The sequence below is a fragment of the Aquimarina muelleri DSM 19832 genome, assembly GCF_000430665.1.
In the GTDB taxonomy this organism is placed as follows: Bacteria; Bacteroidota; Bacteroidia; order Flavobacteriales; family Flavobacteriaceae; genus Aquimarina; species Aquimarina muelleri.
Genome location: NZ_AUML01000044.1, coordinates 1 through 25078, shown reverse-complemented (window position 1 = coordinate 25078; position 25078 = coordinate 1). Strand labels below are relative to the sequence as shown.

Genomic DNA, 25078 nt, shown 5'->3' with positions numbered 1-25078 from the left:
AAATTAGAATTGTTCCATAAGTGGAAGCAAAAGAACAATTCTGGATCTATAATGTAACAATTATTATACTTTCTCTACTTGCATATAACTTAATTCTAATGGTGTTTTTCTACCAAAAATCTTTACCATTACTTCAAGTTTACGCTTTTCTTCATTTACTTTTTCAACAGTACCATTAAATCCATTAAATGGACCATCTATCACCTTCACTGTTTCTCCTATATTATAAGGTATAGCAAGGTTATCTGTTTTAACAGCTAGTTCATCAACTTTACCTAGCATTCTATTAATTTCGGATTTTCTTAAAGGTACAGGATCTCCTCCTTTTACTTCTCCAAGAAAGCCAATCACACCGTTAATAGATTTGATTATATGTGGTATTTCTCCAGATAAGTTTGCTTCAATCATTACATACCCAGGAAAATACACTCTCTCTTTGTTTATTTTTTTTCCATTTCTAATTTGCACTACCTTTTCAGTAGGAACAAGGATTTGGGAAATATAATCTTCAAGTCCCATATGTGCGATTTCTCGTTCTATGTAGTCTTTAACTTTATTTTCCTGACCGCTAACGGCTCTAACTACGTACCACTTCTTCGTATTATCTACTTCAGCCATTTTAATTTTTCTAAGATTTAACTAAAGTAAAATAGTATTCTATAAGATTGCTAAACGCAGTATCAATTCCCCATATAGCTAAAGAAAAAATAACCGAAAAAACGATTACAATCAAAGTAAGTCTTTGGGCTTCTGCCCAAGGAGTCCAAGTAACATGATTTTTTAATTCGTTATAGGATTCTGCGATGTAATTTACTAGTCCAGCCATCATTTATATTTTTTAAACAAATTAAAAAAGAAGTACTCTTCAAATTTGCAACAAAACTCATTATTTAATATCGGTTAACAATCATAAAAAATAGATCATTAACCGATTTTGCACGGGTTGAGAGACTCGAACTCACGACACCTGGTTTTGGAGACCAGTGCTCTACCAACTGAGCTAAACCCGTAACATAAAATCAAGGTATCCGTTAAACGAATACCTTAACTTATATATACTATATATGTATTAATCTAAAATTTCAGTAACCTGACCAGCACCTACTGTTCTACCACCTTCACGGATAGCAAAACGAAGACCTACATGCATTGCAATTGTTTGAATTAACTCTACAGTAATTGTTAAGTTATCTCCAGGCATTACCATTTCAACTCCATCAGGAAGTGCAATATTCCCTGTTACGTCAGTTGTACGAACGTAGAACTGAGGACGGTAGTTATTATGGAATGGAGTATGACGTCCACCTTCTTCTTTCTTAAGAACATAGACTTCAGCTTTAAATTTTTTGTGAGGAGTTACAGTTCCTGGTTTAACGATAACCATTCCTCGAGATATTTGAGTTTTCTCAATACCTCTTAACAGGATACCAGCATTATCTCCAGCTTCACCTCTATCAAGGATTTGACGAAACATTTCGATACCAGTTATAGTAGAAGTTAACTTCTCAGCTCCCATACCAATAATCTCTACAGGATCTCCAGTATTAGCGATTCCAGTTTCGATACGACCAGTTGCAACAGTACCACGACCTGTAATAGAGAATACATCTTCGATTGGCATAAGGAAAGGCTTATCTACATCTCTAAGAGGAAGCTCTATCCAAGCATCTACCGCTCTCATTAATTCTAAAACAGTATCCACCCATTTTTGTTCTCCGTTAAGAGCTCCTAATGCAGATCCAGCTATTACAGGACCATTATCTCCATCATATTCGTAAAAAGAAAGAAGATCTCTTACTTCCATTTCTACTAACTCAAGAAGCTCCTCATCATCAACCATATCCACCTTGTTCATGAATACAACAATTCTAGGTATACCTACTTGTTTTCCTAAAAGAATATGCTCACGAGTTTGTGGCATTGGACCATCTGTAGCAGCAACCACTAAAATCGCTCCATCCATTTGAGCAGCACCAGTAACCATGTTCTTTACATAATCGGCGTGACCTGGACAGTCAACGTGTGCGTAGTGACGAGCTTCTGTAGCGTACTCTACGTGAGATGTATTAATTGTGATCCCTCTTTCTTTTTCTTCTGGTGCATTATCGATTTGATCAAAAGATTTTGCTTCAGAAAATCCAGCATCTGCCAATACTTTTGTGATAGCAGCAGTTAAAGTTGTTTTACCGTGATCAACGTGTCCAATAGTACCAATATTTAAGTGCGGTTTGGAACGATCAAAAGTTTCCTTTGCCATAATTAATTTATTTAATCTTAGTTATATATTAGTGTTCATTTTAAAATCCTGAACTCAGAGCCAATGACGAGATTTGAACTCGTGACCTCTTCCTTACCAAGGAAACGCTCTACCCCTGAGCTACACCGGCTTTTTAATGAGTATAATGATTAATCAGAACACTTTCGTTAGCTTCAGAAAGAAATCCGATTAATCATTACATTTAGGTTAAAAATCCAATGCAAATAACGCATCGAGATTAGCTCTATTTTAGAGCGGGAGACCAGGTTCGAACTGGCGACATTCAGCTTGGAAGGCTGACGCTCTACCAACTGAGCTACTCCCGCTTTTCGAAACTCCAAAAAAAAATTTTAAAGTTTCTATTTTAATTTGTGGGGAGAGCAGGATTCGAACCTGCGAAGACGTAGTCAGCAGATTTACAGTCTGCCCTCGTTGGCCGCTTGAGTATCTCCCCAATTAATATATTTCAATATTTCATAATGAATTTTGAGTGCGCAAAAATAGTTATTTTTTTTACAATTCAAAATTAAATTCAAAAAAGTTTATTTTTTTCTCAAAAAACTTACTTTTTTAGAGCCGATGGAGGGACTCGAACCCACGACCTGCTGATTACAAATCAGCTGCTCTAGCCAGCTGAGCTACATCGGCTTTTCACTATGTTTTAGAACATAAAAAAGTCCGCTATTTCTAACGGACTGCAAATGTATAAAATTTATTTCTTTCACAAAACTATTTTTTTAAAAAAATAATTAAAAATGTGTATTTAATTTTTCTTTACGTTTTTTTAATTGTCTCTCCAACGAACTAACACACTCATCTACACCTTCTTCAAAACTTTTATTGATTTTTTTAATCATAAACTCATCTCCTGGTACACTTAATAAAATTTCTGTAATTTTATTTTCCTTACCACTTGTATTCATAACTTTTAAAAAAACATCTGCATGAATTATTCGATTAAAATGAGTTTCTAATTTATCTAATTTAGCCTGAGTAAAATCTACCAACTTTTGATCTACATTAAAATTTACGGATTGCAAGTTCACTTTCATATTTTGTTAGTTTAATTCGTTAAACAAAAATTAAAGCCAAAAAGACTAATAAACAAGTAGCTTATCTTTTACTTTTTATTCCTAGGATGAGATTGCTCATACACTTTAGCTAATTGAGCAACACTATGATGCGTATACACTTGCGTAGCAGCCAAACTAGAATGTCCAAGTAATTCTTTTACAGCATTTAGATTTGCTCCTTCATTTAGTAAATGTGTCGCAAAAGAATGCCTAAGGATATGCGGACTCTTTTTTACCTTTGAAGATGCCTTACTAAAATAACTATTTATGATGCGATACACAAGTGTTTCATATATTTTAACTCCTTTTTTTGTCAAAAACAAAAAAGAGGCTTCTTGAACTACCAAAGTCTTTCTTACTGCTAAATATTTTCTCACAGTTTCCTGAACAGAAGAAAGAAGCGGCAAATACCTTTCTTTATTACGTTTTCCTAAAACTTTTATCTGCCCTTTACTCATATCAATATCCGAAAGTTTGAGATCAACTAGTTCTATCCTACGTATTCCTGTTGCATAAAAAAGCTCTACAATTAACCTATCTCTTATACTTTCAAAATTATGATCATCTGTCAAAGTCAACAAAACATCTTCTACCTCTTGTTGAGAAAAAGGAATCTGAAGTTTTCTTGATACCTTTAGAGCCTGATGCTTTACTAAAGGACTTTTATCTATCTCTTCTATTTTAAGTAAAAATTTATAATATGTCTTAAGAGAAGATATTTTCCTATTAATAGTCCGATTAGAAACACCTGCCTCAACAAGCTTCACAATCCAGGAACGAATTTGCGAGTAATTAGCCTCTTGTATTGTTAAAGCAGCATACTCCTCTTGATAAAACTCTAAAAAAGATTTCAAATCGGCTTCATACGCTATTACCGTATGTTTTGAATATTGTTTTTCAAAAAGCAGATACTCGGTAAACTCAGAAATAAACATAAAAAAAACCGTTAGAAAACAAAAGTATAAAACTTTTATTTTTCTAACGGTTAAAATTTATATTAAAAACGATATCTAGTCTCTTTAACAAGAAACACAAATAAGAGATAACGTTATTTATTTTTAAATTTCTTCTTGATCTCTTAAATGTTGAATGTATTGCGCTTTTTGAACTTGCGCTCTTCTCTCAACAGAAGGCTTTAAAAAAGCTTGACGTTTACGAAGCTGACGCATCGTTCCTGTTCGATCAAATTTTCTTTTAAAACGTTTTAACGCTCTATCTATATTTTCTCCGTCTTTAACTGGTATAATTAACATAATAGCACCTCCTTTCTTTAGAAATAATTAGGGTGCAAAGATACTATAAAACTAATATCTGCAAAGTTTTTTTAAATATTATTTTAAAGACCATACTGAATACCCTTTTGGTGGTGCTTGAATTTTAATCCATTTATCTCCTTGAGTAGTTGGCTCCCAACCAGAATTACCTGTATAGTCCTTTATTTTCTGGTTTGACCAATTGGTCTGAATCCATCTTTCTTGCCACACATTAGAGTTGTTTATATAAACAATTAAGCCATTTTTATTTGCTCCTCCATTTCTTCTGGCAATATACTCATCATTATCCGTCCAAAGATTTGTAGTACTTCCTGTGGCTAGATTGTTGTGAATCCAAATTAAGTTATTCATTTTATTTTTATCTAACCATTCTTCATAATCTTTATAAAATATAGATGGATATCCTTCGTGTGTTAATATATAAGCATAAGCTAATATCTTATTATTAACGATTTCATCTGTATCATGGTTGGCTACAAAGGTAACTGCTCTTGATGCATTTCTTTTCCACAACATATCTCCATTTAATGCATTTAAATCATTACCCATAAATGCATCTTTCATTTTATAATAGCATCCAAAATCAAATGCAGACATCTGTGCTTGATCTGTCCACCATTTTAATGCTTCTACATTTCCATCCCAATACTCTCCTACGGCAAAACCTCCAACTGCTTTATTAAATTCTTTTGGAACCCATGGCTCAAACCCTTTTACATAATCAAACCTCCAGCCATCAAATTTCATTGTGTTTTTATAGTATTTTGCTACAGAATTAGGTTTTTTCCATAGCCAATCTTGCACATAGCTTTTATGATGACACATATCTGCAAAACCTCCAAAAATCCCTGAATCATTATTATGATAATCATTTGGATGAAAATCATATTGTGTTCTTTCAAATAATCCCGATAATGGATTATAATCTGTATAGGTATTAGAGTTAGTAAAAACATTGGGTTCAGAATCTCCTCCACTATTATGATTAATAACTATATCTGCAATTACACTTAAATTATTATTATGTGCTGCTGTAATTAGACTAGTTAATTCTGAACGAGAACCAAATCTGGTTTCTGTACTTCCCATTTGATTATATTCTCCAAAATCATAGTAATCAAAAGGATCATACCCCATTGAAAATGCCCCATTTTGAGCCTTACTAACTGGTGGAAGCCAAATTGCATCAATCCCTACATTACTCCAATCATTGACCTTTCCTCTAATAACATTCCACCAAGTTCCTCCTGCTGGTACATCCCAATAAAAAGCTTGCATCATCACTCCTGATCCGATTTGCTTTAATACTTTTGAAGATGCTTCCTCTTGTACAGTATTAGAATCTGCTTCTATCAAATCCATAGCATCTTCATTACTACAACTTAGCATTAAAAGCGTTATAGTAAATAATCCTAAAAAAAGTTTACTTATTTTCATAATTAATCAGTATTTGTGTTAATTTATTATGAAAATAGGTGTTTTGAAAAATCTAAAAAGCTTTGATTTTTAACGAAAACGTTTGCGTGTTGATAACACTTTAATTTATATTGTTTTTTACAAGTAAAGTTTATTTAAAAGCTTTTAATATTATAGTTATAAAGAAAAACCATTAAGAGACTAGTCTCTTAATGGTTTTATAATATTTTACAATCAAGCTAATTTTTTAAGGAAAACTCTAATAAATTTTATTAATTATTAAGTAGCTGGCTTATATTCTTTTTTATCAATAACTATCTTAGCTATTATTTCTTTAAGTATTTCTGAAGTACCACCTCCTATAGGACCTAATCTACTGTCTCTAAAAAGTCTTGCCATTGGATAGTCCTCCATATACCCATATCCACCCAATAACTGAAGGCATTTATATATTACCTCGTCTGCCATTTTTGTAGAGAGCAATTTAGACATACTTGCCTCTTTTACTACATATTGACCATCATTAAGTCTCTTAGTAATAGAGTAATTAAACTCTTTACACATTTCTACCTCACTTGCAATATCTGCCACTGTATGTCGTAATGCCTGAAATTTGTCTATTGTTCTTCCAAATGCTTCTCTTTGCGACATATATTCTATTACATAATCTAAAGCGTATTCTGCACGTGCATGAGCATTTACTCCCATAATTAATCGCTCTAAGGCGAAATGCTGCATGATATATGAAAAACCTTTGTTTTCTTCCCCCATAAGATTATGAAGAGGAATCTTTACGTTATCAAAAGCTATTTCTCCAGTATCCGAAGCTTTCCACCCTAATTTATCTAGTTTAGTAGCTGATATACCTGGAGTATCCCTATCTATAACAAAAATACTTATTCCTTTATTTCCTAGTTCTGGGTTTGTTTTTGCTGCTATTACCAAATAATCACTATAGACTCCATTAGTGATAAAAGTTTTTGATCCATTAATTACATAATGGTCTCCATCTTTAACTGCTGTAGTCCTCATAGCAGCAACATCAGATCCTCCAAATGGCTCTGTTATACACAGACAACCAATTTTCTCACCCGATATACTTGCTCTTAAGTATATTTCCTTTATTCTGTGATCTCCCTCTTTATTAATATGAGTCATTGCTAAATACGCATGTGCCCACATAGCTGCCGCAAAACCTCCTGAATTAATTTTCTGCAATTCTTCTAAAAAAATAACAGTATAAAAAAGATCAAGCTCTAATCCTCCATACTCTTCTGGGTATGCAATCCCAAAATATCCCATCTTTCCAAATTTCTCCCAAATAAAGCGATCAATATCTCCAGTTTTTTCCCACTTCTCTATATGAGGTGTCACTTCTTTTTTGAGAAACTCTTTAAGACTTTGCCTAAACAATTCGTGCTCTTCTGTAAAATACATACTATTCATATGGTAACTTTAGTTTTGATTTAGCTAGCATATTACTGTGTGTATGACTTCTTATATAAACAATAAAACTAAATAAGCTTATATGTCTCTTATTAAAGATTCATCAAAATTCACAGCAATTTTTTTCAATTATTAATCTATTGTCAAATATAACCTTATTCTATCTATTTTTTCTGTAGGAAACCCCTTGATTTTTAACAATTCATCAAAATTAGAGATATCTCCATTATCCTTTACAAAATCTTTAATATCTAATGCCAACTCAAAATCAAAATATGGTATTTCTATTAATTCTTTAACCGATGCTCTATTGACGTTTAATTTTTTATTTTTTCTAGAGGTTTTAACAGTAAACAAAGAGAGTATCTTGTTTCTTTGATTATCGTACAACCCTGAAATATCTTTAAGCTGAATATCTTCAATAAAACCTCCTATTTTATTTCGATATTTTATTATCCTTACTGCTATAAAATCAGGAATCCGAGCTTCTTCTTGAAGTTCCTTAGCAAGAACTGTATTTAAATCTTTTTTTTGGGAATGAGATTTAACAGAATATTCTCTTTTTGAAAAAATTTTTGTTTTATTATTTTTCCACTCTGGAAATTTAAACAATGGAGAAATAACGGCTAATAGAGAATCAGATACCTGAGTTACTTTTTTAAATTCTGACACAGAATTAATCCATTTACCTTGGCTTCGATAAAAATAAAGTTTATCTAATTCTGTTGGAGAAATACCCAGCATATATCCTTTATAATCTGAAATAAAATTAGGGTTAAAGCTTTTTAATTTATATTCTTTTTCAGCTTTTTTGTTCTGTTTTTTTATTGAATCTATTTGATGCTGAAACTCTTCTAGTTCTACTAAATTATATTTTGGTGTTACTTTCTTTAAATAAAAAAAACACCCAATAATAGCAGTAGATAATATAATTGATAAAAGAAAAATCCCATTTCGAAAACGTGAATTTATCTCGAAATAGGATTTTATAGTATTCATATAAAATTATCTTATCTACATTTTTGATGCTTTTATTGCATCAAAAAATCGTTTTAATTGTTTTTTAACAACTGGAAACAAGAATAATAATCCAATCATATTAGGAAACACCATTGCAAATATCATTGCATCAGAGAAATCCCAAATAGATTTCATACTTGCTGCTGCTCCAACTACAACAAAAGTTAAAAATAATAATTTATAAGTTAAATCAGCAGCTTTACCTCTTCCAAATAAAAATTTCCAGGATTGTAACCCATAATAAGACCAAGATATCATAGTAGACACAGCAAATAAAACTACTGCTATAGTTAAAAATACATTAGAATATGGTATGTATTGTGCAAATGCCATTGAGGTTATTCCTGCTCCTTCGTAAGAAACTCCATCTATAAAAACTGCACCAGAACCATCTCCTCCATATTCAAAAGCTCCTCCAAAATTAAATATAATGATAACCAAGGCCGTCATTGTACATATCACTACTGTATCGATAAAAGGTTCTAATAAGGCAACAAGCCCTTCACTGGCGGAATAATTTGTTTTTACGGCAGAGTGTGCTATAGATGCTGACCCTGCACCGGCTTCATTAGAAAATGCTGCTCTTTTAAATCCTACTAATAAAACTCCGATAAGACTTCCTACTCCTATTGCAGTAGGGTTAAATGCTTCTTCAATAATTAGTCCAATAGCATCGTCTACTAAAGAAAAATTACTAGAAATAATATACACACAAGCTATTAAGTACATTACCGCCATGAACGGCACAACTTTTTCGGTAACTGAGGCAATACGCTTAATTCCTCCGATAATAATTATACCTACCAGAATAGCCAACACTACTCCTATCCAAAATCCTGCTCCTGTACTTTCAAAACCCATTAATTCTTTTAAAACAATTGTTGCTTGATTAGACTGCGCTGCATTACCACCTCCAAAAGAACCTCCGATACAAAATATTGCAAATATTGTAGCTGTTATTTTTCCTAAAATTTTAAATCCTCTATCTTTAAGACCTTTACTTAAATAATACATAGGTCCGCCATATACAGTACCATCTTCACCTACATCTCTATATTGTACTCCAAGTGTACATTCCACAAATTTTGTAGACATCCCTAATAATCCACAAATAATCATCCAAAATGTTGCTCCTGGTCCTCCAAGTGCAATTGCTAATGCTACTCCTGCAATATTACCGTTACCAACGGTTCCTGAAACAGCGGTAGCTAATGCTTGAAAATGAGACACCTCTCCTTCCTTAGATTCATCTCTTATAGTATCTCGCACGTCTCCATCTACTACACTAACTTGCGGATTACCTTCTATACCATGTCCTTCGATATCATCATATTTTCCTCGTACTACATTAATTGCTCTTCCAAAATATCTAATATTTGGAAAACCAAAATAAAGAGTAAAAAACAATGCACTTAAAACTAATAGAATTATAACGAATGGAGCACCTTTAAATACTTCGAAAAAAATCACGCCTGAAAAAAAATCAGAAATCGGTTTAAATGCTTCATCTATTTTTTGATCAAGCCCTTTTTCTATAGTCTCTTGCGCGAATGTTAAAAATGGAATAGTAAATGCTAAAAGTGAAAGAAGAATTCTCTTCATGATTTTGTTGAGTTAATTGAATTTAATTATTAAGGTTGAGCAAGATGCTAAAAAAAACCCTTGTTTACAATTTTTTAGAGGGTAAATGTTTTCTTATTGTTAAATGTCAAATTCTTTATTTAAGAGATTAATCTGTTCTGGACGGCCAAGAACTACTACTCTAGACCCTGGTCTTAACACAGTGTTAGCTTCTGGGTTTACAATATATTCTCCATCTGGAGATTTGTAACCTATGATAGTACATCCGGTTCTTGATCTCATATCAATATTAAGAATAGTTCTCTCTTTTTGATCATCAAACATATCTTCAAATGAAATTTCTTCAATATTAATAGATTTTTTACCTACTATAGAAAGATTATCCAAAAATTCTATTAAATCAGGAACGACAACTAAAGATGCCATATGATCCCCACCTATACGATCTGGCATAATAACATTATCTGCTCCTGCCAATCGTATCTTTTTATAAGAAGCATCCTCTGAGGCTCTGCTAATTATTTTAAGTTCTTTATTAATTTGTCTTGCGGATAATACTATAAATAAGTTATCTGCATCTTCTGGTAATGTACAGATTAAACAAGCTGCATTTTTAACTCCTGCTTGTATTAAAACATCATCTTCGGTAGCATTTCCATTTAGAAATAACAATGCATCACTTTGATATTTTTCGATAACATCAATATCTTTTTCAATGATGATAAAAGGTTTGTCATATGCTAATAACTTAACTGCCGATTGCTTACCATTACGACCATACCCAACTATAATTATGTGATTATCAAGTTTATTTATCATCTTTTGTGTTTTTCGATATTGTGCTTTTTTAGGATCGTTTTTACTTATTATATACTCTGTAATAACAGATACAGAATATGCAAATATAGATACACTTGTTGCAATCAGGAAGATCGTAAACAATTTAGCATTATCATCTAAGGGTTGGACTTCACTAAAACCAACTGTAGACATAGTAATAACGGTCATATACAGGGCATTAATCCAAGAATAATCTGAAAAATACCGAAATCCCATTACTCCTATACTGATTACCAAAATCAATAAAATTATGGCTATATATACTTTTTGCCTACCTTGATTAAAAAATTTTATCATAAATCAAATACAGAAGTTCGTTTTGTATATATCAAATCTTTTATTTTTAACCAAAATGCCATATTGAGATATAACACAAACCCCAGACCTACAGTTGCAAATGTTAAATAAATAAAAAATAAGCGTACGTTTTTTGCTCGCATTCCAAGCCTATCTGCTAGTCTTGAGGAAACATAAAAACCGTTACGTTCTAAAAATTGTCTCAGGTTATAAAACATCCTGCAAAATAATTATATTAAACTAAATTTTAATCCCCATTTAATAATTTATTTCCTATCGCACATTTTAAACAGGCTTTTTCATCGCAATATCTATTTTTAAGTTGTATTAAGGCTTGCGAATGCATTGCATTTTCAACAGGTACTTTTAGCTTTTTAAAGTTACTAACAATAGTATTCTTCTCATACGATACCTGTGAGATTAACTCCATCATTTCTTCTTCTGAATCTTTTCCTATGGTTCTTGCGTAAATAAATTTTAATGGAATAATTGTATTGATCAATAACAAATCAATAAATGATTTTGTTATTTTCTTTTTTCTAGTTTTAGATTCTTTCTCAAAAGTATAATGGTTTTCCCAAAAGCTACTTGTTTCTACTCCAAAAAGTTTATAAAACTCATTAATACTTTTAATTCTAATTACTTCATTAAATAACTGAGGGCTTTTAAAATATAACATAGCAAACTGCGCTAACCTTATTGTTGGAAAATTAGGAGGTCTTAATCTAAAAAAATGAAAAGGTAAAACTCCATCTTTATTTAATTGAAATTTATTTTTTAAAAAACAATATTCCTTTTTTAAATCAGAACTATACATATTTTTTATCTCATTTTCTAAAAGGCCTGCCTGTCCAAAAAATAATGCTTCTAATTTAATTTGATTGTTACTACATTTTCTTATTATTGAAAAATCTATAGAGTTTGTTAGGCTCAAAAAAGCATCTCCATTTACTTTTAATCCAAAGTTTTTACCTAAAAGCTTAAATAAAACAGCCTCCCAGTTATTTGCAGAATCTTCTAATAATTTTAATATAAAAATTGATTTTTGTTCTAATCTTTCTAAAAACAATCTTTCTTGCCAATTAGAGAGTATAAATCTTGAAATTTCAGGTAATTGTTTTTCACATCTAATCCATTTTTGTGTGTTTTCTAAAAACATTTTTTCATACTTGATTAATAAATTTTTGGCTATATAATCGCTAAGTTGCAGAGTAGGTATAACAGAGTTATCTTTTCTAAAAACATCCATATCATCTTCCCAAACTACATGAAGAATCACATTATCATAGGCAGAGTCATTTTCATGATTATGTGTATACCAATCACTGGATTTATTATGTATCTCCACATTTCCAGCCCATTTTTGCTCCTGAATAATGAGTAAAGCATTAAAAAAATCTGGCCCAGATTTGTCTGTATTATGTACTCCTACATTCTGAAGTATTAGATTTTCTTTTCTTGTGGTTTTAAGTTGTGTAACATCAAATTTTTTGTGTTTCCATAAGTACTGAAGGAGGTCTTCGGTCATTTATTTATATCTTTATTTGATTATTGAGTCGGATCTACCTGTCTCAAACAGGCATAATGAGTTATTATATATTTTTGGGTAGGATAGAAAAACTACAATAACTACTGCTCTTAATTATCGATGAAAATACTAAATTTCTTTCAATCTTGTAAATTCTATATAAAAGCTTTGACCTAAGTAAAAAATAGTCTACATCAAAATGGCAACTACTTTAGATTCTGTTTTTTATATATGTCCTTATTTAATTTCGCTGTATTATTATATTTATTCCATAACGACATATCTTATAAATACACTGACTGTTAATGGTTTTTGAAATCAATAATTAAGCTTTTTAGAAAACCCTTCTTTATTTTTATTCTATCATGGAAATTGGTGCATTCTAGATAGTGACTAATACCTCTGGCAATAATAATCAATGAAAATAGGAAAAAAAATCATCTTTTGAGATCTTAACACCAATTACAGAATGAGACCAGAGCACAAAATATTTCTAAAAATCTTAGATCAAAAAGAATTTAATGCAAAATTAGCATTTAAATTTTATGATTTTTTTCACAGAAACCATAAATAAAGTTAATTACATGTAAAAAATGTACTATTGGTAATATTTTATGTATTAATGGAATGACTAACAACAATTTCATTTCTTTACTTTGCTATTAGAATTAATGGGAAAAATTAATTCATCTAAAAAATATTAAGATTAAAATCCTATGCTAAGTTGAGTTTGTGTTAGGTTATTGATGGTTGTCATTTTTTGACGGCCATCTTTATTTTATAACTACTTCAAAAAACTAGTGGTTATTTTAGATCAGACTTATCTAGGTGTATCTGGATAGATGTCAAATTTATTAAAAAAAGCTTTTCGAAATTTTGAAGAGTTAGAGTAATTAAGAACATTCATTACCTCTCTTATGGATAACCTCTCTCCTATTATCATATTATAGGACATTTCTAGCCGTTTATTATTAAAAAACTCTAATGGTGTTTGATTATGAATTTCTTTAAACATACTAAAAAAATTAGTACGACTCATATTTGCCATTGCTGCTAATTGATCTACTCCTAAAAAAGGTTCTCTTAAGTTCTTTTTAAGATAGTCACTTACTTTGTATATACTACCAACTTGATCACAATTTATATTAAAAGGATCGCTATCTGACTTCCATCTTAATACATCTTTCCAGAATGTTTCTAATAACCGAATACCTCTAGCTACGTAATATAGATGATTTTCTATTTTATTTGTATCTGGTTGTACAATTTGATCAAAAAAACTAGATTGTTTATAAGAAAGGTAAAACTTATTAATGTCCTGATGAGAGCATCTAATATAGCTATCTAATCTTTCTGTCAAATCATTGTTTTTAGCAAAATAAGGTTTTGTATAAGAGTTTTTTAATACAATCATGACCGATTTTACTTCTGCTCCCTTTGGTATAAAAACCTGTTCTCCCTTACGAGCGTCCATACACCGCATGTTACCGGGTGTATAATTACTAGAGTATCTACTTACAATATGATTTTTTTTAAATTGATGATCCAATGCATATTTCCTAAAATGTAATATTATATCTTTTTCATTGCTTGGTTGTCTTGCATATTCGATATCTGCATTAGCCTTATAATTATTTATAAAAAGAAATACTTCTGGAGATATTTTATAATACAATAAAAACCCTTCTCCAATTTCTGGAGGAAAATAAATTTTATCCGAAGAACTATTCGGATCCAATTGCGATCTAAAATAATCTCTTAACTTATCGATATCTAAAAAATTAAATGAATATCTATACATATACTACTATCATTTTTTTCTGTCGCTTTAAATTCATTTTAATAGAATCTGTAAAACAAGATATCTAAAAAAAACCCCTTATTGGTTAAACCAATAAAGGGGTTAAATTATTATTTAAATATAAGGATTTATTTTATATGACTAATAACATCATATTTAGTAATAATATGATATTTTCCATCCTCCATAGCTACTAAAACTGCCGAATTTCCATTTTTAATAAGCTTAGAAATCTCGTCTAAAGAAGTTTTAGCATTTACAATTGGATATGGATCCTTCATTACATCCTTGATTGGCGTACTATCCATATTCTTATCTTCTAAAAAAGCACTAAACAAAGCACTTTCATCTACAGAACCAACAAAACCTTTACTATCTACAACCGGTATTTGCGAGATCTGAAACTTACGCATATGCTCAATAGCATGAGACACTAGTTCTTCTGTTTTTACTGTGATTAAAGGTTTTTCTATATGGCTTTTTACCAAATCATCTGCCGTATACACATCTTCATCCAGAAAACCTCTTTCGCGCATCCAATCATCATTAAACATTTTTCCAACATATCTACTGCCATGGTCGTGAAATAAAATTACGACAACATCATCTTTTGTAAAATGTTCTTTAAGTTGCAACAACCCTTTTATTGCTGCTCCTGCACTATTACCAAGAAACATTCCTTCTTCTTTTGCTAATTTTTGTGTGTAGACCGCAGCATCTTTATCGGTTACTTTCGTAAATCCATCTATAACCGAAAAGTCTACATTTTTTGGTAAAATATCTTCTCCTATACCTTCAGTAATGTATGAATATATTTCATTTTGATCAAAAACACCTGTTTCATGGTATTTTTTAAAAACGGAACCATAGGTGTCTATTCCCCAAATTTTAATATCAGGATTTTTCTCTTTTAGGTATTTCCCTACTCCAGATATGGTTCCTCCTGTCCCTACTCCAACTATAAAATGCGTTACTTTTCCATCAGTTTGCTCCCAAATTTCAGGACCTGTACTTTCATAATGCGCTTGTGCATTAGATGGGTTATCGTATTGATTTACATACCATGAGTTTGGGGTTTCTTCTGCTAATCTTTTAGAAACAGAGTAATACGACCTTGGATCTTCTGGTTCTACATTTGTTGGACAAACCATTACTTTTGCGCCTACTGCTCTAAGAATATCCATTTTTTCTTTAGACTGCTTATCTGCCATTACACAAATTAGCTTATACCCTTTTACAATAGCAACCAATGCTAGCCCCATACCCGTATTACCAGATGTACCTTCTATAATTGTACCTCCTGGCTGTAACCTACCGTCTGCTTCTGCATCTTCTATCATTCGTAAAGCCATACGATCTTTTACGGAGTTACCTGGATTAAATGTTTCATACTTTGACAATACTAAAGCATCTACATCCTTTACCATCGCATTCATTTTTACCAAAGGAGTATTCCCTATGGTTTCTAATATGTTTTCAGCGTATTTCACTATTTCGATTTTAAGAATCCTTTAAAAAGGAGGTTACAGTGACACAAATATACAATCTAGATTATCGATTGACAATTTTTAACAAACAATAACATTACTGAAATCGTATGGATTTTGTAGGGGAAATTTTAGCAATAATATACGAAGGAATAAGTAACATTAACAAGCATAACACCATGGTTCCTAAATTAAGTAATAAAATGTATCCTATATTTATATAGACGGGTGCGGTACTCACATAATACGTTTCTGGATTAAGACTCACAATACCATAATGTTCTTGGATCAAAAGCAAACCAACCCCTATTAAATTACCCCAAAACAATCCAATAAAAATTAGATAAGCAGCATTATACAAAAAAACTTTTCTTATACTCCAGTCACTAGTTCCTAAGGATTTTAATATACCTATCATAGGAGTTCTCTCTAATATTAAAACCAATAAAGCTGTTATCATATTAATACCAGCAACCAAAATAATTATACCTATTATTCCAATTATATTAAGATCAAATAATTTTAGCCATTCAAAAATGGTAGCATATTTAAGAGTAATTGTCTGACTATCTAAAGTCGAAGGGATATTTTCATAGATTTCTTGTCCCTTTTGATCTATTTCATCAAAATTATCTAAAAAGACCTCAAAATTACCTACCTCATCTGGTTTCCACTTATTCATTTTTATGATATGTCTAATATCTGTAAAAACAAACGTTTCATCAAAATCCTGAAATCCAGATTTATAAATCCCAACAATATGAAAAGCTCTGATAAAAGGTTTTGAATTAGATTGTGCGTTCTTTTTTAAGAAATAGGTTATTGCTTTATCTCCAATACGCAGACCTAAACGATTTGCAATGTGCGATGACAATAATATCTCATCATTAAGTTTTGCTGTAAAATCTGGCATCCTACCTTCTACAAGGTATTCTCTAAATAAATTCCAATCATAATCTTTACCTACTCCTTTAACAACAATCCCTTCAAAATCGCTTTCGGTACGTATAAGTCCCATCTTGGTGGCTACTCCCTGCACATGAACAATCCCTTTTACACTTGAGAATTCTGGATAAAAATCCTGCTTAGAAGATATCGGGATTAAAGATTCTACACTGCTATTATTATCAAAACTAGAAATTATTACATGCCCATTAAATGCAGCAACTTTCTCTCTTATTTTACGTTGTAACCCTACACCTGTTGCAACGGTAATAAGCATCATGATCATACCTATAGCTATAGCAAAAATTGCAATTTTTATGATTGGAGTAGAAATACTACTTTTATGTTCCTTACCTTTGATAAGACGTTTGGCTATAAAATACTCGAAATTCAAGTTTATCTATGGTTTTTATTAGAAATGCATTCAAAAATACATTTTTATTCCTTTTTATGATTTTTATTTCATGTGTAAATGGAATAAAAAGTAATTCTCCTACTTCTTCTTTAGAAATAAAGAAACATATATCTCCTCCTTATAGTATTCAAGATACTATAAAAACAGTAAAACCTATTGTAGTTGGAGCTAATATAACAAGTATGTATATTCCTTTTTTAGAAAATAAAAAGGTAGCAATTGTAGGTAATCAAACATCGGTTATTTTTAGAGATAGTATTACTAACCAAAACTATGTTCATTTAGTAGATTCTCTATTATCCAGAAACATTAAAATAAAAAAAGTTTTTGCCCCCGAACACGGTTTTAGAGGCAAAGCAGATGCAGGAGAACTTGTTGCAAACGGAAAGGACATTAAAACAGGGCTTCCTATTATTTCGTTATATGGAAAAGATAAAAAACCATCTAAAGAGGCTTTATCTAATATAGACATCGTTGTTTTTGACATACAAGATGTAGGAGTACGTTTTTACACGTATATATCTACACTACATTATGTAATGCAAGCTTGTGCAGAAAACAATATTCCTGTTTTAATATTGGATCGTCCAAATCCTAACGCTCACTATATTGACGGTCCTACTTTAGAGCCTGAACATTCGAGTTTTGTAGGAGTACATCCAATACCATTAGTTCATGCTATGACTATAGGTGAATATGCAAAAATGATAAATGGCGAAGGCTGGTTAGGAGCAAAATTAAAATGTGAAATACAAATCATCCCTGTTAAAAATTATACCCATAATATTTCTTACAGTCTCCCCATAAGACCCTCTCCTAATTTACCTAACGATACTTCTATTAATTTATACCCAAGTCTTGGTTTTCTAGAAGGCACCACTATAAATGCAGGCCGTGGCACAGAAATGCAATTTCAGATTTTTGGTTCGCCCGATTTAAGCATAAAAAAATATGATTATGCTTATACTCCTAAACCAAATTTTGGCTCAAAACACCCCAAACATGAAGGAAAAACTTGTTATGGAAAAGATCTAAGAAATATAAAACCGTTGGATTCTATAAATTTAGAATGGTTAGTTAACGCTTATAACAACTCTAATACTAAAGAGAAATTTTTCAATACAGAATCCTTTACCATTCATGCTGGAACAAAAAAACTGGAACAACAAATAAAACAAGGTTTATCTCCTCAAGAAATTAAAAGTACCTGGCATAAGGATCTTCAAAAATTTAAAACCATAAGAAAAAAATACTTATTATATAATTAGTAACAACCTACTTATCAAATCCCAGTTTTCAGGGGTGTTCTTATCTACAAGATTTAATACATTTGCTTATGTTACGGTTTTTACAAAATTTTATGCTTTTTATTATGATTCTTTTGCCTTTTATTACAAAAGCGCAAATCGATGGTAATAAACTAATATCTCTACCTCAAAAAAGCAAAATCGAAGAAGAAAAAAAATTAATTGATATCGCTTTTTCTCTTTATAATAACAATGAAGATAAAAAGGCTTATAAAATGGCGCATCATCTTCTAAAAATTGTAAAAACAAATCCATCTAAATTTAATGCTAATTTACTTCTTGCATCTTATTTTAATAAAAGAACACTTATTGACTCTTCTTTATACTACACAAATCAATCCTTAAAATACGACAAAAATATATCAGATTCATTAAAGCACCGAGGACAGACCTTGGCTTATAATCTTTTTGCAAAAAATTACAGAAATAAAGGATTACTTGAAGAAAGTAAAAAATGGCATTTAAAAGGTATCGAAACTTCGCAAAAATATAATGAAAAAGATTTATACTATACCCATACACATGGCCTAGCATTAACCTATAGTAACATGGGAGATTACAAAAATGCCTTAAACATGTTTAATGAATGTTTAACCTATAAAGGTGACCCTGAGATTATTTATGGTAGTTATATAAATATAGGTGGCATATACACTTATCTAGAAGATTATGATACTTCTAATCAATATTTAGAAAAAGCACTAGAATTAACTAAAAAAGATGAAAAACCCATGGCTGCAGCCGTAATTAAGCTAAACATGGCTGAAAATCATCAAAAACAAAACAATACAGACTCCTCTCTCTCTTTATATCAAGAAAGTATTAAAATCGCAGACGAAAATGGATATAAACGAATTGCTTTATCTGCTCGACTTGGCATAGGCAATATCTATTTTAATTCAAAACGATATAACGACGCTAAATTAATTTATTCTACTGGGCTTCATGATGCTATAGAACTTGGTTTTTTAAAAGAACAAGAAACTATTTACGAACAACTGAAAAATATTTTTATCATTGAAAATGACTATAAAAATGCTTTTGGGTTTATATCGAGATCCTTTCAAATCAAAGATTCTATTAATAAATTGCAAAAAAATAAGGAAATTAATGAACTAGAAGTAAAATATAAAACATTACAAAAAGAAAAAGAAATAACATTTCTTCAAGTAGAAAATTCCAATCGAGAATTAGAACTTAAAAATCAAGAAGAAGCTATTACCAATCTAAGGTTGCTCCAAGAGGTTCAAAAAAAAGAAAATGAAAATAAGATTCTATCCTTTCGTAATGCTTCTGAGAAAAGATTAAATGAAATTGCTTTATTAAAAAAAGATCAAGAAATTCAAGAAACAAAACTAGAACGACAAAAGAGTATAAAAAACAATATTCTATATTCCTTTTTAATACTTCTTATACCTGTTATTGGTTTGCTTATAATTTATTATCAAAAACTTCAGACTCAAAGTGAATTAAATAAAAAACAAGAAGAAATAAGTAAACAAAAAATTTCTTCCTTGATAAAGGATCAAGAATTAAAACTCATCCGAGCCTCTATAGAAGGCCAGGGCAAAGAAAGAAAACGTATTGCCCAAGAGTTACATGATAGTATTGGTGGTAATCTTGCAGCAATAAAATTACAATTAAATAATACAGTTATTAATGGTGATAAAAAAAATATAAAAAACATAAAAACTATTAATAACCAATTAGACGACACTTATGAGCAGGTTAGGAACTTATCTCATACACTTGTTCCTAAAAAATTTAGTAAAAATAATTTTTGTGATGTTTTGGAAGAATATTTTAATAATATTGGTGGAGCTACTGATCTTCAAACTACATTTGTTGTATATCCAAGAACAGAGATAGATCATATTGATGAAACTGTGCAAATGGAAATATTTAAAATCATTCAGGAGCTAATCACTAATACCATTAAACACGCAAAAGCTACTATAGTAGAATTACAATTAAACCTTGTTCAAAATGTAATAAATATATTATTTGAAGACAATGGAATCGGTTTTGATACTAAAAATAATTATTCAGGAATCGGCTTTGAAAACATAAAAAGTAGATTAAAAAAAGTATCCGGTACTTTTCATATAGATTCCAGAATTAATAGAGGAACTATTATTGACATAGAAATACCAATATTAACAACACATACCAATGACCTATAATTTAATCATAGTAGATGATCACAAAATGTTTTTAGATGGTTTGCTAAGCATTCTTAAATCTAAAAAAGAATATAACATTTTACTAACTGCTAAAGATGGAAAACATATAGATAAGTATCTAAAAATTAATCCTGATGAAAGGGTAGATCTTATTATAACCGATATTTCTATGCCAGAATTAGACGGTATTTCTCTTAACAAGATTATAAAAGAACATAATCGAAATATAAAAACACTCGTTGTTAGTATGCATAATAATGCAGATAAAATCGATAATCTTATCGAACATGATGTAGATGGTTACGTACCAAAAAATGCTGAAAAGGAAGAGCTGTTAAAAGCTATAAAAACGATATTGGGTGGAGAAAAATATTTTTCAAAAGAAATAAAAGATATTTATCTGGAAAATAAATTCTCTAAGAAAAAACAAGAGGAGATTAAATTAACACAACGAGAAATTGATGTGATTACTTTAATTGCAAAAGAATATACTACTCAGGAAATAGCAGATAAATTATTTTTAAGTAAACATACTATCGAAAGTTATAGAAAAAATCTAATTGCCAAACTTAATGTTAGAAATCTTGCAGGGTTAACTAAATATGCTTTAAAAATGAAATACCTAAAGTATTAAAACCTGTGCTATACAAGGAAATTCTATCAAAAATTAATAAATCATTGAGTCCAAATTTTCAAATCATACCTAATCAATATTCATTCATTGTAATATATACTTAATTCATCGTTAGAAACCCTCAATTCATTGTAAAGTATCCTTATCGTTAAGTATCATGGGGGGTTATAGAGCATATAAAAACACTGTTTAAATAAAAATATTAGTAAGGGAGCAAACCATACTACTATCGGTTTTATTACTTGGAGTTATTTATGGCGTACAGTTTTTGGTTGATAGAGTTTTTATTTCTGAATTATATAGAGACGAAATTATAAGTAGGGATTTGTAAAGTATAGTCTAAAAAAACTACCATTACCATATCCAGACTTAGAAGAAAAGGGTACGTTCCTATGATAGACTATTTAAACAAAAAGCAAACTTCGATTTGGTGAACCGCCGTATACGAGACTCGTATGTCCTGTCCTGAGCTTTCCGAAGGATACGATGGCACTTCTATAAACTTAGTAGAGCTGTGTGAGGTGCACTCCACCATCTACACGATTGGCAACTGGCTTTTTTAGTTAGTATTATTAAAGATTAATCTGGTCTTTCAGGAATGTAAACAACTTCTACTTCTACTTCATTCCCATATGTTATTATGATGGAACATAATACAGAAACACTTTCTCCATTGTGGGTAGCAGGTTTCATCACAGGCATTTTTCTAAGCACTCTTAATATTTCTGCCTGAACGGTTACTTCTGAATCTCTCACTTTCATGCCAGTTAAATTTCCGTTTTCGTTGATTATAAAAAATGCTGCTACCTGTTTTGGTTCTGAAAGATTTAAATCTTTAGATACACTCAAGTTAAACTCTCGCTTAATAAATGTCGGTACTTTATTATTAAAACATTCTTTTGTTTCTTCCATAGAGAGATCTTCACAACCATTATACACTGGCGCAATTTCTACATCTTTTAATATTATACTATTGTCGGTAGTATACGTTGCTAAACCATCATCATGCGACACAATGCTACATAAACTTAATAAAACCTGTTCCTCTTCTTCTGTCATATTTCCTTGTGCCATCACTTGTTCCTGAACAGCATTTATTTTCATTATTAAATCGCTTTCTGTGTTTCTTAACGAGTTGGATTCTTTCTTACAAGAAAAGCATAATAGAACAATAAAAATGATTGAAAAGGCCATTAAGTTTTGGAATCCAAATTTTGTTTTCCGATTAAATTCGTATTTCATAAGTTTTTTTTGCTTGTTGCCAACGGTCTCGTGTCGAGTAGGAAAAAGGAGGTTCATTTGCATTCATCTCCTTTATTCATACCTGATAATCTCATGGGTTATCTTTTCTATAACGCTCAATACCTTGGCTCTTTACCAAAGCACCTTATAGTGGTTTGATGTTCTCTCCTATAAAACAACACCAGTGGGTCGGTTCCACCATCTTATTAACAGTTACGTAACATTTTCAGCCCTTCGTTACTCTCGGTACACATAAGAAACGTAGGGCAGTTAAAAAGCACTTTCGTTTCGGTTTATTACTTAGCTAAATATAAATATTTTACTTTTATTTTTTCTCTTAAATACCAAATTTTATATTTAGCGGACTTTATTAAAACTCACAGACTTTTCGGTTTAGCACAAATTCTAAAAAGAATAAAGTGCAAAACATATCCTTTTTAGAACTTAACCATTATCTTTTATCGCTAAACCCATTTCCCATACGATAGCTTAATATAACCCCATGTGTATTATTAACAGGTGTATTTCGTAATGCATGATTATAATTATACAAAACCCTAAAATGATTAGAAATATGAAATCCTGCCAGAAAATTTAAAGAAGAGTTGGTTCTGTATCCCCCTCCTATTTCTATTTTATTTCTGTAATTAATAGTAGTATTAAAATCTGCTTGAACAGGAGCTCCTGAAACATATTTAATCAAAATACTAGGAGTTATTAAAACCTCCTCAAAACGAGTAGCAAAAAAACGATAACCAGAATACGCATAAATAGGATTTACTATGTTAATGTTTTTTTCTGATGACAATGAACTCCCTAAAACATTGGGAGATGAAACACCAAAATAAATATGTTCTCTATTATACAAAACACCAACTCCTAAAGTAGGAACAGTTGTATTTATATTACTTGCAAAATTAGGGTCATTAGGAATCCCTAAGGACAACAAATCTTCATTATAAAAAGTCACTCCCGCAGTAATACCAAATGATAAAACATTAGGATTATAAGACCACCATCTTGCTCGGCTATAATTATGATCAAACACTAATTTATAAGCATAAGCTCCAAACACAGTAGTAGTTGTAGTCACCCCTACTTGATCACTTAAAACTCCAGCTCCTAACCCCATATTTTTAGAACGTAATGGAGAATTAAATGTTAATCCTATATTTCGTGGACTACCCTCTACCGAATTCAAATACCCTCTATTAGTAATAGTAATATCAGAATCTTGATAAAAACCTGCATGAGCGGGGTTAAGGATAACCGTATTGTAATTATAGTTAGCAAAAACTGGTGTCTGCTGCGCAAAAATAAAACTACATAAACAACTTGACAGTATTGCAAATACACAAAGTATACTATTCTTTTTCATCTATCTTTTTAGTAATTAAAATGACCCACTAACTCTTTCTGTTGTTAGTTATGAAGATCTTTTTATTAAATACTCATTACGAGTTTTTTTTATTATCTTTTTAAAATCAGAAAACCAGTCTGCTTTCTTAGATTATGGGAGCCTTCTATTTTGATATCAAAAAAATAGGTTCCTTCTGGTAACTTGTCTCCTCCTAAATTTCTCTTTCGGTTTGCTATTCCCCTAAATACTCTCGAAGTATTATTATATCCTTCTATCTCAAAAACTATATCCCCCCATCGATTATAAATAGATACTTTATTATTAGGATAATTTTCGATATCATAAATCTCCCAATACTCATTAATACCATCTCCATCTGGTGAAAGTCCATACCTTGTCTGATCTTTTTGCTGCGATTCTACATAAACTGTAACTACATCCTCTTCTGCAACACATCCTTGATCACTGGTAAAAAACACCGTATATGTTGTAGTTTCGGTAGGATTTGCTATTGGATTAGCTATAGTAACATCACTAAGACCTGTTGATGGTCTCCAAACAAAAGTACCATTGATCGAGGAGGTTGCAACCAATTCGACTTCTTGCCCTGCCATAATTTCTTTATCTTCTCCTGCTTGAACAGACACTTCTTCTTGATTAATCACGAATACGCAATTTGAACTATTAGTACTAGAATCTGTAGCGGTAATAGTAATAAGCATTCCATCCACAACAGGAGTTCCTGCTATAGGACTTTGGGTAATAACAGGGCTAGTATCTTGATTATCTGTAACTGTAATTAACCTTGTATAATCAGGAATTGTAGCAGTACCACACATCAATTCTTGATCAGATGGACATGTAATTACAGGAGCTTCGGTATCTGCATTCTCATTTACAACAAAACTACAATCCTTACTATTACCATTTGCATCTGTTGCAATAAGTGTGATTGTCATTCCTGGAGTATAA

Annotated in this window: 22 protein-coding genes and 5 tRNA genes; 3 read left to right on the top strand and 24 right to left on the bottom strand. The window is 30.9% G+C overall.

Going from position 1 to position 25078, the window contains the following annotated elements:
• Positions 1-63: 63 nt before the first annotated feature.
• The 21 genes from nusG to H527_RS0116050 all read right to left on the bottom strand — a co-directional run bounded on the left by nusG (position 64) and on the right by H527_RS0116050 (position 17359).
• A complete protein-coding gene (gene nusG / locus H527_RS0116155) occupies positions 64-618 on the bottom strand; it encodes a transcription termination/antitermination protein NusG (protein WP_027413654.1) in 555 nt (184 codons plus the stop codon).
• Positions 619-628: 10 nt separating this feature from the next.
• Positions 629-826, bottom strand: coding sequence for a preprotein translocase subunit SecE (gene secE, locus H527_RS0116150; protein ID WP_027413653.1), 198 nt, complete (start codon positions 824-826; stop codon positions 629-631).
• A 111-nt stretch (positions 827-937) separates the two neighbouring features.
• Positions 938-1010, bottom strand: a tRNA-Trp gene (locus tag H527_RS0116145).
• Between the two features lie 59 nt (positions 1011-1069).
• Positions 1070-2257 (bottom strand): elongation factor Tu, encoded by a 1188-nt coding sequence (gene tuf, locus H527_RS0116140; protein WP_027413652.1) that lies wholly within the window; start codon positions 2255-2257, stop codon positions 1070-1072.
• 58 nt (positions 2258-2315) lie between these two features.
• A tRNA-Thr gene (locus tag H527_RS0116135) sits at positions 2316-2387 on the bottom strand.
• A 123-nt stretch (positions 2388-2510) separates the two neighbouring features.
• Positions 2511-2583, bottom strand: a tRNA-Gly gene (locus H527_RS0116130).
• 46 nt (positions 2584-2629) lie between these two features.
• Positions 2630-2711, bottom strand: a tRNA-Tyr gene (locus H527_RS0116125).
• A gap of 120 nt (positions 2712-2831) precedes the next feature.
• A tRNA-Thr gene (locus H527_RS0116120) sits at positions 2832-2905 on the bottom strand.
• A 101-nt stretch (positions 2906-3006) separates the two neighbouring features.
• A complete protein-coding gene (gene hpf, locus H527_RS0116115) occupies positions 3007-3309 on the bottom strand; it encodes a ribosome hibernation-promoting factor, HPF/YfiA family (protein ID WP_027413651.1) in 303 nt (100 codons plus the stop codon).
• 68 nt (positions 3310-3377) lie between these two features.
• A complete protein-coding gene (locus H527_RS0116110) occupies positions 3378-4265 on the bottom strand; it encodes a tyrosine-type recombinase/integrase (protein ID WP_027413650.1) in 888 nt (295 codons plus the stop codon).
• Positions 4266-4388: 123 nt separating this feature from the next.
• Complete coding sequence (gene rpsU, locus H527_RS0116105) at positions 4389-4583, bottom strand: 30S ribosomal protein S21 (RefSeq protein ID WP_027413649.1); 195 nt, start codon at positions 4581-4583, stop codon at positions 4389-4391.
• A gap of 78 nt (positions 4584-4661) precedes the next feature.
• Positions 4662-6041, bottom strand: coding sequence for an alpha-amylase (locus tag H527_RS0116100; RefSeq protein ID WP_027413648.1), 1380 nt, complete (start codon positions 6039-6041; stop codon positions 4662-4664).
• Between the two features lie 258 nt (positions 6042-6299).
• Positions 6300-7466, bottom strand: coding sequence for an acyl-CoA dehydrogenase family protein (locus H527_RS0116095; RefSeq protein ID WP_027413647.1), 1167 nt, complete (start codon positions 7464-7466; stop codon positions 6300-6302).
• A 132-nt stretch (positions 7467-7598) separates the two neighbouring features.
• A complete protein-coding gene (locus H527_RS0116090) occupies positions 7599-8465 on the bottom strand; it encodes a ComEA family DNA-binding protein (RefSeq protein WP_027413646.1) in 867 nt (288 codons plus the stop codon).
• A gap of 15 nt (positions 8466-8480) precedes the next feature.
• Positions 8481-10088: an alanine/glycine:cation symporter family protein gene (locus H527_RS0116085; protein WP_027413645.1), complete on the bottom strand. Its 1608-nt coding sequence runs from the start codon at positions 10086-10088 to the stop codon at positions 8481-8483.
• Positions 10089-10187: 99 nt separating this feature from the next.
• Positions 10188-11204, bottom strand: a complete 1017-nt coding sequence (locus tag H527_RS0116080; protein WP_027413644.1) for a potassium channel family protein — start codon at positions 11202-11204, stop codon at positions 10188-10190.
• A complete protein-coding gene (locus H527_RS24645) occupies positions 11201-11422 on the bottom strand; it encodes a PspC family transcriptional regulator (protein ID WP_027413643.1) in 222 nt (73 codons plus the stop codon). Before H527_RS24645 ends, H527_RS0116080 begins: the two co-directional genes overlap by 4 nt.
• Positions 11423-11451: 29 nt before the next feature.
• Positions 11452-12732, bottom strand: a complete 1281-nt coding sequence (locus H527_RS0116070; RefSeq protein WP_027413642.1) for a DUF2851 family protein — start codon at positions 12730-12732, stop codon at positions 11452-11454.
• Positions 12733-13552: 820 nt separating this feature from the next.
• Entirely contained in the window at positions 13553-14533 is a 981-nt protein-coding gene (locus H527_RS0116060; protein WP_027413641.1) for a helix-turn-helix domain-containing protein, read from the bottom strand.
• A 128-nt stretch (positions 14534-14661) separates the two neighbouring features.
• The gene (locus H527_RS0116055) at positions 14662-16023 is read right to left on the bottom strand and encodes a pyridoxal-phosphate dependent enzyme (protein ID WP_027413640.1); all 1362 of its coding nucleotides are present in this window, start codon (positions 16021-16023) and stop codon (positions 14662-14664) included.
• A 94-nt stretch (positions 16024-16117) separates the two neighbouring features.
• On the bottom strand, positions 16118-17359 hold the full coding sequence (locus tag H527_RS0116050; protein ID WP_027413639.1) for an ABC transporter permease: 1242 nt from the start codon (positions 17357-17359) through the stop codon (positions 16118-16120).
• Positions 17360-17415: 56 nt separating this feature from the next.
• On the opposite strand from H527_RS0116050, the gene H527_RS0116045 reads away from it, so the two are divergent.
• From H527_RS0116045 to H527_RS0116035, 3 genes are all read left to right on the top strand, one after another.
• Positions 17416-18648, top strand: a complete 1233-nt coding sequence (locus tag H527_RS0116045; protein ID WP_229809236.1) for an exo-beta-N-acetylmuramidase NamZ family protein — start codon at positions 17416-17418, stop codon at positions 18646-18648.
• 92 nt (positions 18649-18740) lie between these two features.
• Complete coding sequence (locus H527_RS22390) at positions 18741-20870, top strand: ATP-binding protein (protein ID WP_162143829.1); 2130 nt, start codon at positions 18741-18743, stop codon at positions 20868-20870.
• On the top strand, positions 20860-21504 hold the full coding sequence (locus tag H527_RS0116035; protein ID WP_027413637.1) for a response regulator transcription factor: 645 nt from the start codon (positions 20860-20862) through the stop codon (positions 21502-21504). Before H527_RS22390 ends, H527_RS0116035 begins: the two co-directional genes overlap by 11 nt.
• 579 nt (positions 21505-22083) lie before the next feature.
• On the opposite strand, the gene H527_RS0116030 is transcribed toward H527_RS0116035, so the two are convergent.
• The 3 genes from H527_RS0116030 to H527_RS22385 all read right to left on the bottom strand — a co-directional run.
• On the bottom strand, positions 22084-22698 hold the full coding sequence (locus H527_RS0116030) for a hypothetical protein (protein WP_169726193.1): 615 nt from the start codon (positions 22696-22698) through the stop codon (positions 22084-22086).
• 499 nt (positions 22699-23197) lie between these two features.
• A complete protein-coding gene (locus tag H527_RS0116025; protein ID WP_027413635.1) occupies positions 23198-24124 on the bottom strand; it encodes a PorP/SprF family type IX secretion system membrane protein in 927 nt (308 codons plus the stop codon).
• 92 nt (positions 24125-24216) lie between these two features.
• The coding region (locus H527_RS22385; protein ID WP_035088481.1) for a T9SS type B sorting domain-containing protein at positions 24217-25078 on the bottom strand (862 nt) is incomplete at its 5' end.